The sequence below is a fragment of the Micromonospora sp. NPDC005367 genome (genome assembly GCF_040606825.1).
GTDB lineage: Bacteria > Actinomycetota > Actinomycetes > Mycobacteriales > Micromonosporaceae > Micromonospora.
The window spans coordinates 61,949-73,679 of record NZ_JBEXFP010000006.1; the positions used below are offsets into that span (position 1 = coordinate 61,949).

14 protein-coding genes are annotated in these 11,731 nt (G+C 71.0%); 9 read left to right on the plus strand and 5 right to left on the minus strand.

The window, feature by feature from the left end; translation table 11 throughout:
* Nucleotides 1-10 precede the first annotated feature (10 nt).
* Nucleotides 11-1,339 (plus strand): MFS transporter, encoded by a 1,329-nt coding sequence (locus tag ABZS42_RS06615; RefSeq protein ID WP_355142943.1) that lies wholly within the window; start codon nt 11-13, stop codon nt 1,337-1,339.
* A gap of 388 nt (nt 1,340-1,727) precedes the next feature.
* Here the strand turns inward: ABZS42_RS06615 and ABZS42_RS06620 are convergent, their stop codons facing one another.
* Nucleotides 1,728-2,609 carry a hypothetical protein gene (locus ABZS42_RS06620; protein ID WP_355143070.1) on the minus strand — a complete coding sequence of 294 codons (882 nt, stop codon included), beginning with the start codon at nt 2,607-2,609 and terminating at the stop codon, nt 1,728-1,730.
* On the opposite strand from ABZS42_RS06620, the gene ABZS42_RS06625 reads away from it, so the two are divergent.
* On the plus strand, nt 2,593-2,715 hold the full coding sequence (locus ABZS42_RS06625; protein WP_355143079.1) for a hypothetical protein: 123 nt from the start codon (nt 2,593-2,595) through the stop codon (nt 2,713-2,715). The two genes, ABZS42_RS06620 and ABZS42_RS06625, sit on opposite strands and share 17 nt — an antisense overlap.
* Before the next feature lie 86 nt (nt 2,716-2,801).
* Here ABZS42_RS06625 and ABZS42_RS06630 read toward each other — a convergent pair whose 3' ends face one another.
* Both ABZS42_RS06630 and mshA read right to left on the minus strand, forming a co-directional pair.
* Entirely contained in the window at nt 2,802-3,314 is a 513-nt protein-coding gene (locus ABZS42_RS06630) for a YbjN domain-containing protein (protein ID WP_355142944.1), read from the minus strand.
* A gap of 107 nt (nt 3,315-3,421) precedes the next feature.
* On the minus strand, nt 3,422-4,786 hold the full coding sequence (gene mshA / locus ABZS42_RS06635; protein ID WP_355142945.1) for a D-inositol-3-phosphate glycosyltransferase: 1,365 nt from the start codon (nt 4,784-4,786) through the stop codon (nt 3,422-3,424).
* Nucleotides 4,787-4,976: 190 nt separating this feature from the next.
* Between mshA and ABZS42_RS06640 the strand changes: the two genes are divergently transcribed.
* Both ABZS42_RS06640 and ABZS42_RS06645 read left to right on the plus strand, forming a co-directional pair.
* Nucleotides 4,977-5,744, plus strand: a complete 768-nt coding sequence (locus ABZS42_RS06640; protein WP_355142946.1) for an SDR family oxidoreductase — start codon at nt 4,977-4,979, stop codon at nt 5,742-5,744.
* On the plus strand, nt 5,741-6,538 hold the full coding sequence (locus ABZS42_RS06645; RefSeq protein WP_355142947.1) for a class I SAM-dependent methyltransferase: 798 nt from the start codon (nt 5,741-5,743) through the stop codon (nt 6,536-6,538). The genes ABZS42_RS06640 and ABZS42_RS06645 overlap by 4 nt, the downstream gene beginning before the upstream one ends.
* A gap of 74 nt (nt 6,539-6,612) precedes the next feature.
* Here ABZS42_RS06645 and ABZS42_RS06650 read toward each other — a convergent pair whose 3' ends face one another.
* Nucleotides 6,613-7,089, minus strand: a complete 477-nt coding sequence (locus ABZS42_RS06650) for a MarR family winged helix-turn-helix transcriptional regulator (protein WP_355142948.1) — start codon at nt 7,087-7,089, stop codon at nt 6,613-6,615.
* A gap of 101 nt (nt 7,090-7,190) precedes the next feature.
* Between ABZS42_RS06650 and ABZS42_RS06655 the strand changes: the two genes are divergently transcribed.
* From ABZS42_RS06655 to ABZS42_RS06670, 4 genes are all read left to right on the plus strand, one after another.
* Entirely contained in the window at nt 7,191-7,751 is a 561-nt protein-coding gene (locus ABZS42_RS06655; RefSeq protein ID WP_355142949.1) for an NAD(P)H-dependent oxidoreductase, read from the plus strand.
* A 225-nt stretch (nt 7,752-7,976) separates the two neighbouring features.
* On the plus strand, nt 7,977-8,351 hold the full coding sequence (locus ABZS42_RS06660; RefSeq protein ID WP_355142950.1) for an LLM class flavin-dependent oxidoreductase: 375 nt from the start codon (nt 7,977-7,979) through the stop codon (nt 8,349-8,351).
* A 244-nt stretch (nt 8,352-8,595) separates the two neighbouring features.
* Complete coding sequence (locus tag ABZS42_RS06665; RefSeq protein ID WP_355142951.1) at nt 8,596-8,805, plus strand: hypothetical protein; 210 nt, start codon at nt 8,596-8,598, stop codon at nt 8,803-8,805.
* Nucleotides 8,806-8,864: 59 nt separating this feature from the next.
* Nucleotides 8,865-9,635 (plus strand): SDR family NAD(P)-dependent oxidoreductase, encoded by a 771-nt coding sequence (locus ABZS42_RS06670; protein WP_355142952.1) that lies wholly within the window; start codon nt 8,865-8,867, stop codon nt 9,633-9,635.
* 72 nt (nt 9,636-9,707) lie between these two features.
* Here the strand turns inward: ABZS42_RS06670 and ABZS42_RS06675 are convergent, their stop codons facing one another.
* Nucleotides 9,708-10,799, minus strand: a complete 1,092-nt coding sequence (locus tag ABZS42_RS06675; RefSeq protein ID WP_355142953.1) for a UDP-N-acetylmuramate dehydrogenase — start codon at nt 10,797-10,799, stop codon at nt 9,708-9,710.
* Between the two features lie 70 nt (nt 10,800-10,869).
* On the opposite strand from ABZS42_RS06675, the gene ABZS42_RS06680 reads away from it, so the two are divergent.
* Entirely contained in the window at nt 10,870-11,631 is a 762-nt protein-coding gene (locus ABZS42_RS06680) for a maleylpyruvate isomerase family mycothiol-dependent enzyme (protein WP_355142954.1), read from the plus strand.
* Nucleotides 11,632-11,731: the final 100 nt, after the last annotated feature.

Genomic DNA, 11,731 nt, shown 5'->3' on the forward strand with positions numbered 1-11,731 from the left:
TGGAGGACGGGTGCACGCCCTGCGGCGCTGGTGGCACGAAACCGCGGGCGGTCTCCCCGCCACCTTCTGGTACCTCTGGGCCGGCATTCTGATCAATCGGGCCGGCGCGTTCGCGATGCTCTTCCTGTCGCTCTACCTCACCGAGGCGCGGGGGGCCAGCGCTTCGCTCGCCGGCGCGGTGGTCGGGGCGTACGGGGCCGGCGGGGCGGTCGGCGTGCTGCTCGGCGGGGTCCTGGCCGACCGTTGGGGGCGACGCGCGACCCTGCTCACCGCTCACCTCGTCACCGCCGGCCTGATGATCGCGCTGGCCCTGAGCCGGCACCTGCTGCTCATCACGGTGCTCTCCGCGCTGGTCGGGGTGGTGCACTCGATGCCCAGCCCGGCGTTCGTGGCGTCGATCGTCGACATGGTCCCGGAGCAGCGCCGCTCACGCGCGTTCAACCTTCAGTTCTGGGCGTTCAACCTCGGCATGGCGGTCGCCTCGCTCCTGGCCGGCGTACTCGCCGAGGCGAGCTACCTGGCGCTGTTCCTGGTCGACGCCGGGGCGACGCTCGCCACCGCCCTGGTGATCGCCTGGAAGGTGCCCGAGACGCTTCGCCGGCCCGTCCGGACACCTCGGGTCGCTCCCCGGATCGGTTCGGCGGCGCGCGGTTCCCGACGCCCCGGCCTGCTCACCGCACTCACCGACCGAATCTTCCTGACCTTCGTCGGGCTCACCTTCGTGCTGGCCGTACTGACCATGCAGACGTCGACGATCATGCCGTTGGCGATGCGCGCGGACGGGCTCGAACCGTCTGCGTACGGCCTGGTGGTGGCGCTCGGCGGCGCGTTGATCGTGCTCGGCCAGCTCTTCGTACCCAGGCTGATCGACCGCCGCCGGAAGGGCTTCGTCCTCGCGACCTCCACCGGGCTGATGGCGGTCGGTTTCGGCGCGCTGGCCGTCGCCGACGAACTGGTGGTCTACCTGGGCGCCGCCGTGGTGTGGACGGTCGGCTCGATGCTCGCGGCCCCACCGAACGCGCAGATCAACGCCGATCTGGCCCCACCCGAGCTGCGCGCCCGTTATCAGTCGGTCTTCTACCTGACCTTCCCAGCCGCGTCGTTCGTCGCGCCCACGCTGGGCGGGGTGAGCCTGCAGTACCTGGGTTCCGCCCACTGGCTCATCGTCGGCGGGCTCGGCCTGCTCGCCGCCGTCGGCCATCTGCTCGCCGGGCCGCCCCGGGAACGCCGCGTCGCGGCACTGCTGCGGGGCACGAAGAACGGGCGGCCGGCCACTCCGACGAGCGGGCCGGTGCGGGCCGGCGGACCGGAACCGGCCGGCGATCCGGTCAGGACCTGACCCCGGTCGCCTATGTCACAGCGGACGCAGAGTGCCCACCACGCCCTCTGGCAGCGGTGGGCACTCGCGCTCTGGTGGGGCCGGCGGCGGCGGGCAACACTCACCCCCGTAAGCGTCGCCCGCTCGCGCCGCCGGTCCAAACAGGTGGGCACCGTCCCCCAACGGTTGAACCACCCGTCCCCTCGCACCTCGCCTGGTGCGCGGATCTGATCGATCCGCCGCTCCCCCGAACGTTTCCAAGCGTGGCGCGGCACAATAAAGTTAATTCGCCCGGATTACGGTTTCAACCCAGATCGGCTGTCTCGCCGGTCACAGCGCGTGAGTTGTCCCTGCTCCGGGCCACGTTCTGTGCCAACGGCGGATACCCGTCCGGCATTCCCGCAAACCGTCAAGCGTCCTCGCGATCAGGCGACTCGGTACGGAAGAAGTTGCTCTGCCGACCGTCGCGCATCTGCTCCTGATAGATCAGGTTGAGCCGCCGTAGATCGAACGTGTGGAACCAGTCGTCCCAGGTGATCTCGCGGATCCGGCTGCTCTCCCGGTAACCCGGGATGTTGAACGTCAGCACCGAGACCCGGCCTTCCCGCTCGGTGCCGGCGATGGTGGCCGGCTTCGCGCCACGCTCACGGGCCCAGCGCATGATCACCTCGTGGTTGCTGGTCACCAGGCTGCGGCCCGGTCGCTCCGGCCGGTCCGCCAGTGACGAGATGACCTGCGAGGAGCGCGCCGACCGAGCGGTTGCGCGTCCGGTACGGAGGCCACCGCCCGCCGCCTTCGCGGCGGTACCGCCGCGGCTCGTGCTCTTCCGCGCCGGCGCGGTCTTCCTGGCGGCGGCCGTCTTACGCGCCGGTGCCGCCTTCTTACCGGGCGCCGTCCTCGTCGCGGCCGCCGTCTTGCGTGCGGGCACGGCCCGCTTCGCGGCGGTCGTCTTCTTCGCCGCCGTCGTCCGCTTCGCGGCGGTCGTCTTCTTCGCCGCCGCCCTCTTCGCGGCGGCCTTCTTCGCCGGGGCGCTCTTGTTCGCCGGTACCGCCTTGGCCCGACCCGGAGCCGCCTTGGCCACCCGCGCGGTGGCCGCCTTCTTCGTGGCCGAGGCGCGCCCCGCGGCGCGGGTTCCGGCGGCCCGGCCGGCCGGTCCGGTGGCCTTGCGCGCGGCCCCGCCACCACTGCGCATCGCCCGCGCGAGTTCCTTCACCAGTTCCGGCTTGCGCAGCGCGCTGATACCCGAGACGCCGTACTTGCGGAGCCGACCGCGAATGTCGTCCACCCGCATCCGGGAGATCTCCGACTCGGAGATCGACGGCGTGTTCGGGGTCCGGTTCCCCGCCCGTTGCCTGGTCCTGGTCGCAGTCCCGCCGCGACCCGTGCTGTTCCGCTGAGCCATGAGACGCTCACGCTCCTCGACAGATGGTCCTCGGCGCGCGGCGTGTCCCAACCTGCCGCACCGCGCGGAGCGGCATACCCGTCAGGAAGGCTCCGAACCTCCGGACGGTTCGAAGAGGTGAGCGAACGCGGCGAGGTTCGCGGTGGATTCACCACGCTTGACCCGCCACTCCCATTCCCGCCGGATCGAACTGCCGAAGCCGATCTCCAACATGGTGTCGAAGGACTCGTCGGCGTACGTCAGCACGGCCCCGAGCAGCCGGTCGAGTTCGTCGGCGTCGACGCCGGCCGGGTTGACCCGCCCCGTCAGGTAGACGTCACCCACCGCGTCGATCGAGAAGGAGACCCCGTACATCCGGGCATTGCGCTGGAGCAGCCACGCCCACAGCTCCTCGCGCCGCTCATCGGGCTGCCGCATCACGAACGCCTCGATCCGCAACGCGTGTTCGCCGACGATCAGGTTGCAGACCGTCTTGAGCTTGTGGGTACCGGGCAGGGTCACCGCGTACGAGTGTGGGCCGGTCGGCTCCCAGTCGAGCTCCCGCTCGTCACAGACCGACTCGATCAGTGCCGCAAGATCGCTCTTCCCGCTCACCGGACCCACTCTACGGTCGAGCCGGCCACCGCACCCGCGCCGCTACGCCGAGGGCCAGCCGCCGACCAGAGCCGCGCGATGCGGCGGCCGCGCCGGAAGCGGCGGCCTCACCAGGAGCAGGAGAAGGCCGAATCTCCGGCGAGCTGCGCGGCGAGGCGTTCCCGGTGCCCGGCGACGGCATCGCCGTACACCTGGAGCAGGTTGGTGACCGTGCGGTCCCAGGAGAACTGACGCGCCTGCCGCTCGGCGCCGCGCGCGAGGGTTCGGCGCCGCACCTCGTCGGGCAGCAGCCGGGCCAGCGCCCGAGCCCAGTCGACCGGGTCGTGCCCGTCGATGAGCACCCCGCTGACCTGGTCCCGGACCGCGGTCACCAGGCCACCGACCGCAGCGGCCAGCACCGGCGTACCGCACGCCTGCGCCTCCAGGGCGACCAGGCCGAACGACTCGTTGTGCGACGGCACCGCGACGAGGTCCGCCGCCCGGTAGAGGGCGGGCAGGTCGTCCCCGGTCTGCGGCGGCAGGAAGTGGATCCGGTCGGCGACGCCGAGCGAGGCGGCCAGCTCGATCAGGGCGGTCGGACGGTCCAGTCCGCTCCCGCTCGGGCCGCCGCAGATCACGACGGTCAGCTGCTCGGCCAGCGCGGGATCCCGCTCACGCAGCGCGGCGGCGGCGCGTACCAGCACGTCCGGCGCCTTCAACGGCTGGATCCGGCCGACGAACGCCACCAGGTAGCCGCAGGTGGGCAGGCCGAGCCGGCGCCGGGCGGCGGCGGCGACCGCGTCCCGGTCCCCGACAGCCGGACGGAACCGGTTCAGGTCGACGCCGGGCTGCACCACGGCGACCCGCCCCGGGTCGGCCGCGTACCGCTCGATCAGGTCGTGCGCCTCGACCCGCGTGTTCGCCACCAGCCGGTCGGCCTCGGAGACCACCTGCTCCTCGCCGATCACCCGCGCCTTGGGTTCCGGACGGTCCCCCGCTGCGATCTGCGCGTTCTTGACCTTCGCGAGCGTGTGCGCGGTGTGCACCAGCGGTACGCCCCAACGCTCCTTGGCCAACCAGCCGACCTGTCCGGAGAGCCAGTAGTGGGAGTGGATCAGGTCGTAGTGGCCCGGTGGACGGGCCGCCTCGGCTCGGAGCACCCCGGCGGTGAACGCGCAGAGCTGAGCGGGCAACTCCTCCTTGGTGAGCCCCTCCAGAGGGCCGGCCATGATGTGCCGGACCGTCACGCCCGGCGCCATCTCCACGACCGGGGGCAGGTCACCGGAGGTGGCCCGGGTGAAGATCTCCACCTCGACGTTCGCCTCGGCGAGCCGCCGGGCGACCTCGAGGATGTAGACGTTCATGCCGCCGGCGTCGCCCGTGCCCGGTTGGTGCATCGGTGAGGTGTGCACCGATAGCGTGGCGATCCGTCGGGGCTGCATCCAGGACTGTGCCCGTCGTTGACGCCCGACGCCGGTGCGAAGTTCCGCCACGTCCGCTCCCCTGCTCACGGTTGATGCCGTCTCGCCCGACCGGCGCTTTGGTCAACCTCTACGCCGGATGTCATCTTCCCGATCGAACCAGGGAAATGCGCGCGGACGGTCCTCCGGCGTGACGGACCTCATGGTGAGCGCGGACACGTCGGGGCGTATCGCCCCGGCCGTCTGAGGTCACAATGTCCGGATGACCTCTGTCGCCATCGTCACCGGAGCGTCGAGCGGGATCGGCGCGGCAACGGCCCGGCGGCTCGCCGCCGAGGGATTCCACGTGCTGGCCGCGGCCCGCCGTACCGAACGGTTGACCGAACTGGTCGCCGAGATCGAGTCCGCCGGCGGCCGGGCCACCGCGGTCGCCTGCGACGTCACCTCTGACGAGTCGGTCGCCGCCCTGGCGGAGGCGGCCCAGGCCGCGCCGGGGCCGGTCACCCTGCTGGTGAACAACGCCGGCGGCGCGCGCGGGCTGGATCCGGTCGAGTCCGGGTCGGTCGACGACTGGCAGTGGATGTACGACGTCAACGTGCTCGGCACGCTCCGCGTCACCCAGGCTCTGCTCCCGGCGCTGGAGGCGTCCGGGGCCGGGACCATCGTGGTCGTGTCCTCGACGGCCGGATTCACCGTGTACGAGGGTGGCGGCGGCTACACCGCGGCCAAGCATGCGCAGACGGCGGTGGCCGGCACGCTACGGCTGGAGCTGAGCGGCCGACCGGTGCGGGTCATCGAGATCGACCCGGGGATGGTGAAGACCGAGGAGTTCAGCCTGGTCCGGTTCGGCGGCGACGCGGAGCGGGCGGCGGCGGTCTACGCCGGAGTCCCCGAACCGCTGGTGGCCGAGGACGTGGCGGACTGCGTCGCGTGGTGTGCCACCCGCCCGCACCACGTGAACGTGGACCGCCTGGTGGTCCGCCCGCTGGCCCAGGCCGCCCAGCACAAGGTGCACCGCGTAGGCCAGTGAAGCGCGAGGGGCGGCGCCGGCCGTACGGCGTGATCACTCGGGGTACCACCAATCCGAACCGGCTGCGTCGGGTGGACAACTGGATCGTGGCGACCTGTGGTGATCTGCTCCGTGACGCGACCGACCCGCTGGTGGTCGACCTCGGGTACGGCGCGAGCCCGGTGACCGCCGTGGAGCTGCGCGCCCGGCTGGCCGCCAGCGTACGACCTGACGTTCGGCTGGTCGGGCTGGAGATCGACCCGGAGCGGGTGGCCGCGGCCGAGCCGGCCGCCGATCCACCGGGGCTCACCTTCGCGCGGGGCGGGTTCGAGCTGGCCGGTCTGCGTCCGGTGCTGGTACGCGCGCTCAACGTGCTGCGCCAGTACGACGAGAGCGCGGTGCCCGGCGCGTGGCAGACGATCACCGCGGCGCTCGGGCCGGGCGGGATGCTCGTGGAGGGCACCTGCGACGAACTTGGTCGGCTGGGTGGCTGGCTGCTGATCGACGCCGACGGCCCGCGCTCACTGACGCTGGCCGCCCGGCTCGCCACCCTGACGACTCCTGCCGAGTTGGCCGAGCGGCTGCCGAAGGCGCTGATCCACCGCAACGTGCCGGGTGAGCGGGTGCACGACCTGATCCGGGCGCTGGACGATGCCTGGCGGGCGGCTGCCGGTTACGCCCCGTACGGCCCCCGGCAGCGCTGGTTGCACGCCGTCCAGTCGCTGAAGGACGCGGGCTGGCCGCTGCTCGACCGCCCTGCGCGCTGGCGCCTCGGCGAGCTGACCGTCCCCTGGTCCGTCGTCGCCCCGGCCTAGGTGTTCTGCCCGGAGAGGTTGGGCCCCCTGTCGTGGCCACCGCCGTCCGGGGCGCCGCTCCTCGGACCGTCGCCTCACGTGGCGATCTTCCGCATCGCCGCGGCGAGCTTTTCGAGGTCCAGGCCCGCGAGATGGTCGAGGAAGTACTTGCGCGTGGCCGCCAGGTTGGTGGGCCAGGCCTGCTCCAGACGGGCGAGCCCGCTGTCGGTGAGGACCGCGTTCCAGCCGCGGCCGTCCTGTTCGCACCTGATCCGTTGAACGAACCCCTGCGCTTCGAGTTTCTGCACGACGCGGGTCATACCGCTGAGGGACATTCCACAGGTCGCGGCCAGCTCGTTCATCCGCAGCCGCCGGCCGGGGGTCTCGGAGAGGTTCATCAGCGTCAGGTACTCGACGAGCGGAAGCCCCTGCTCGCGGAGCAGTTCGGCGTCCATGGCACGAGGCAGGGCGTGGATCACGCGGTGCAGAGCCCGCACGACAGCTTCTTCACCCTGATCTAGCGGTTTGACCGCGTTCGAGGCTGATGGGGAATTAGATGTGACGTTGGACATGCCCCCAATGTACTTGCTTGCCGAAGCAATCGCACTCCGTATAGTTGCTTCGCGAAGCAAGGACTTCCTCAAAGGGGGTCCACCACGAGGAGGAGACGAAGATGACCAGGATCGGAATCATCATCGGCAGCACCCGGCCCGGACGGAACGGCGCGGCCGTGGCGCAGTGGGTGTACGAGCTCGCCAAGCAGCGCACCGACGTCGAGTTCGAACTCGTCGACCTGCTCGACTACAAGCTGCCGCACCTGGACGAGATCTACCCGCCGGCCATGGACCAGTACCAGCAGCCGCACACCCTGGAATGGGCGAACAAGATCGCCTCGTTCGACGGGTTCGTCATCGTCACTCCGGAGTACAACCACTCGACGTCCGGCGCCCTGAAGAACGCCATCGACTTCCTCTACAAGGAGTGGAACAACAAGGCCGTCGGCTTCGTCAGCTACGGCTCGGTGGGTGGCGCCCGGGCGGTGGAGCACCTGCGGCTGATCGCCGGCGAGCTCCAGATGGCCGACGTGCGCTCCCAGGTCGCACTGTCGCTCTTCACCGACTTCGAGAACTTCAGCACCTTCAAGCCCAACGACTTCCAGCGGGACGCACTGAACACGACCCTCGATCAGGTCGTGGCCTGGAGCCAGGCTCTCGCGCCGCTGCGCGGCAAGTGACCACCGCCGCCCGGCAGCGCCGAATGTCCGTTGGTCTGCCGCGGGCGCGTGTTCGGCACGAGCACGAGCACGCGCACGACGGACCGGCCGGACGACAAACAATGACGGCTACGAAGCAGGCGAGTCAGAGATGCACTTCGGAATCTGCGGGGTAGGGGACGTAGCCCGTGACCGGGCGACCGGGCGACCGGGCGAACGCCAACGGAACACGACCGAATCCGAGCGGTGGTGGAGTACGCCAAGCTGCAACACCTCGCGGACGGCCGGATCGACCTGATGATGGGCCGGGGCAACACCGGCCCGGTCTACCCCCGGTTCGGGCAGGACATCCGCAACGGGATCCCGCTGGCCGTCGAGAACTACGCGCTGCTACGCCGACTGTGGCGCGAGGACGTGGTCGACTGGCACGCCTCGATCCGCAGTCCGGAGATCGCCGAACAGGCCGCGTACCACTGCGACGGCTTCTTCCACAACAACCTCTTCTGGCCCAAGGAGCACGTGCGGTGCCTGCCCGGACTCTACCGGCGTACGGGCACGGCCCGTCGCTGGAGGACACGATGGCGCAGACCGCGGTTCTGGTCGGGAGCCCACAACAGGTGATCGACCGGGTGCTGACGTACCGGGAACACGCCGCCGGCGACTACCAACGCCAGCTGTTCAACGTGGACGGAATCGGTGTGCCGCACCGGACCGTGCTCCAGCAGATCGAGATGCTGGGAGAGATCGTGCCGGTGCTGCGCAAGGAGTTCGCCATCGGTCGGCCCGCCCACGTTCCGGATACGCCGAGCCACGCGACGCTGAAAGCGGCGGTGGCGGGGCGCGCGCCCTCGGCGGAGCCTGCCCGATGGCGCGCACACTCGCGATCGTCACCGCCGGGCTGCGGCTGCCGTCATCGACCCGGATGCTGGCCGACCGGCTGGCCGACGCAGCCCGACACGAGATGGCGCAACTCGGCGCGCAGGTCGACGTGACTTTCGTCGAGGTACGGGACCACGCACACGACCTGGTCGACCACCTGCTGGCCGGCTACCCGCCGCCGGAGCCCGGCGAGTGACTCCGGCTCAAACTGCGGTTTCGGACGAAGCGTTCAAGAGAAGTGGAAGGGGCAGGACAATGCGTGGACTCAAGGACAAGGTTGCGATCGTCGCGGGTGCGGCGCAGGGCAACATCGGCGGTGCGACAGCGGTCCGCCTCGCCGAGGAAGGCATGCTGGTCGTCGCGGCGGATCTGAACGAGGCCGCCGCGCAGGCCGTGGTGGACGGAATCACCGGCTCCGGCGGAAGGGCCGTCGCGCGCGGCTTCGACATCGCCGACGAGGGGTCGTACCGGGACCTGGTCGCCTTCGCCGTCGAACGGTTCGGCGGCCTGCACGGCCTCTTCAACGTGGCTGCGGACCTCTCGCGCGCAACCATCGGACGAGACACCGACGTCACCTCGGTGCCCCTCGACGTCTGGCAGCACACCATCGACGTCACGCTCACCGGCTACATGTACGGCGTCCGACATGCCCTACCGATCATGATCGAGCAGGGCGGGGGCTCCATCGTCAACACCATGTCGAGTGCGGTGTGGTTGGGCGAAACCGAGCGGGTCGCGTACCAGGCCGCCAAGAGCGGTCTGATCGGGCTCACCCGGCACACCGCGAGCCTCGGTGGCAAGCACGGCGTCCGCACGAACCTCGTGTCGCCCGGTGTGGTCCTCACCGGGGCCGCGCTCGGCAGCACCACCGAGCAGTGGCGTCAGCAGGCCCTGGCGACCGTGCGCTCGCCGCGACTGGGGGTGCCGGAGGACCTCGCCGCGATGGTGGCGTTCCTCTTCTCCGACGACAGCGCCTACGTCAACGGGCAGTCGCTGCTCGTCGACGGCGGCGCCAACTTCACCTGAGTCGCCGCTCTCACTGAGAGTTACGCGCTGGTGCAGGCGGCCCTGTTCGGCAAATTTGATGACCAACCTGGGTCAGATCGTGCAGTTGATCAGGACCGGCTCAGGGTGCAGGGTGACGCCGAAGCGGGTCTGTACGCCGTCGCGGATCTGCCGGGCGAGGGCGGCCAGGTCGGCGGTGCCGGCCCGGCCGCTGCGGTTGGTCAGTGCCAGCGTGTGCTTGCTGGAGATGGCGACCCCGCCCGGCCCCGGGTGGCCCTTGCCGAACCCGGCCTTGTCGATCAGCCAGGCCGCGCTCAGCTTGACCATGTCACCCGGGCAGGGCCAGGAGGGCGCCTCGCCCAGGTCCGCGGCGCGCTCACGGAACAGCTCATACGCCGCCCGGTCCAGCACGGGGTTCGTGAAGAACGAGCCCACCGAGCGGGTGTCCGGGTCCGCGACGTCCAGCACCATGCCCTTACCGGCGCGCAGGCGCAGCACCGTCGCCCGGGCGTCGGCCAGCGGCACCCGGTCCCCCACGTCGACGCCGAGTGCGCGCGCCAGCTCGGCGTAGCGCACCGGACCCGAGAGCGGCGAGCGGGCGAGCCGGAAGTCGACCGAGAGCACCAGCCAGCGGTCGCTGTACTTGAAGATGCTGCCCCGGTACGCGAAACCGCAGTCGGCGGCGTCGATCCGGCCGACGGTGCCGTCCGCCCGGTCGTAGACCTCCACGCCCGTGATCGTCTCCGCGACCTCCTGGCCGTACGCGCCGACGTTCTGGATCGGTGTGGCGCCGGTGGAGCCGGGCACGCCGGAGAGGCACTCCAGGCCGGACCAGCCGTTCGTCACGGTGGTGGCGACCAGTTCGTCCCACGGCTCGCCCGCCTCGACCCGTACGGTCACGGTGTCGGTGTCCTCGGCGACCACCCGCAGCCCACGTGAGCGCACGAGCACCACCGTGCCGGGGAAGCCCGCGTCCCCGATCACGACGTTGCTGCCACCCGCGAGGATCAGCACCGGCTCGTCCCGGATGTCGGCCTCGCGTACCGCTCGTACTATCTCCTCGGCGCTGTTGCCCGGCACGATCCGGCCGGCCCGCCCGCCCATGCGCAGGGTGGTGTAGCGGGCCAGGGCATTCATGTCGGTCGCGTCGACTCCGGTCGTCGGCTGGGCGTAGACGTCTGACACACCCTTCACCCTAGGCTGAGGGGTAGCCGCGACACTCACTGGTAGCCGGGTCACCCCCGGGAGGATGGCGATGAGCAGACTGCATGGCACGAAGGACTTCTGGATCGGCGCCCTCCGGGTGGAAGGGCCGGCCTTCGCCGCGGCGGTGGCCGAGGCGCCTCCGGAGACACCCGTGCTCTCCTGCCCCGGCTGGACCGTCGCCGACCTGACGCTGCACGTCGGCGCCTTCTACCACTGGGTCTCCTCGTTCGCCGGCTCCGGGGTGACCAGCGCTCCGACGGAGCGCCCGGAGCAGGGTGTGCCGGAACCGGGCGTCACCGCGTTGCAGTACTGGCAGCAGGGGTACGACAAGCTGGTGGCCGTGCTGGACGGGCTGGACCCGGAGGCGCCGGCGTGGAACTGGGCGCCGCAGCCGAAGCGGGCCGGTTTCTGGCCGCGCCGGGCGGCGCACGAGACCGCGGTGCACCGTTGGGACGCCCAGCTCGCCATCGCCGCCGGTGAGCCGGTCGAGGCGAAGCTCGCGGCCGACGGGGTGAGCGAGGTGCTCGACACCTGGCTACCGGCGGGCAAGCGGCGTACCCCTGGGCAGTGGCACGGTGTGGTGCAGTTGGTCGCGGCCGACGCCGCGCAGCAGTGGTACCTGCGGTTGCGTGGTGAAGGTGTGGCACTGCTGGACACCGACACCATCCTCGACCACGACGATCACCGTGCGCGGGCACTCGTCAGCGGCACCGCCAGCGATCTGCTGCTCGCCCTCTGGGGCCGGGTCAGCTTCGACACCTTGGACGTGACCGGCGACCGTGGCCTGCTGGAGGGCCTGCGGGTCAGCTGATCTCCGCGGGCTGCCGGAACGGGCGGCGACCGGTGATCTCACCCGGAAATCCGGCGCGGCGGCGATCCGTCGCCGCCCCGGAGACCGGCCGCACGGTTAA

Coding starts and splice junctions, on each gene's coding strand:
- ABZS42_RS06625 (WP_355143079.1), top strand. CDS start 2,593: ATGTCGTCCACCCGCATCCGGGAGATCTCCGACTCGGAGATCGACGGC.
- ABZS42_RS06620 (WP_355143070.1), bottom strand. CDS start 2,609: ATGCGGGTGGACGACATTCGCGGTCGGCTCCGCAAGTACGGCGTCTCG.
- ABZS42_RS06640 (WP_355142946.1), top strand. CDS start 4,977: ATGACCTCTGTCGCCATCGTCACCGGAGCGTCGAGCGGGATCGGCGCG.
- ABZS42_RS06650 (WP_355142948.1), bottom strand. CDS start 7,089: ATGTCCAACGTCACATCTAATTCCCCATCAGCCTCGAACGCGGTCAAA.
- ABZS42_RS06655 (WP_355142949.1), top strand. CDS start 7,191: ATGACCAGGATCGGAATCATCATCGGCAGCACCCGGCCCGGACGGAAC.
- ABZS42_RS06665 (WP_355142951.1), top strand. CDS start 8,596: ATGGCGCGCACACTCGCGATCGTCACCGCCGGGCTGCGGCTGCCGTCA.
- ABZS42_RS06670 (WP_355142952.1), top strand. CDS start 8,865: ATGCGTGGACTCAAGGACAAGGTTGCGATCGTCGCGGGTGCGGCGCAG.
- ABZS42_RS06680 (WP_355142954.1), top strand. CDS start 10,870: ATGAGCAGACTGCATGGCACGAAGGACTTCTGGATCGGCGCCCTCCGG.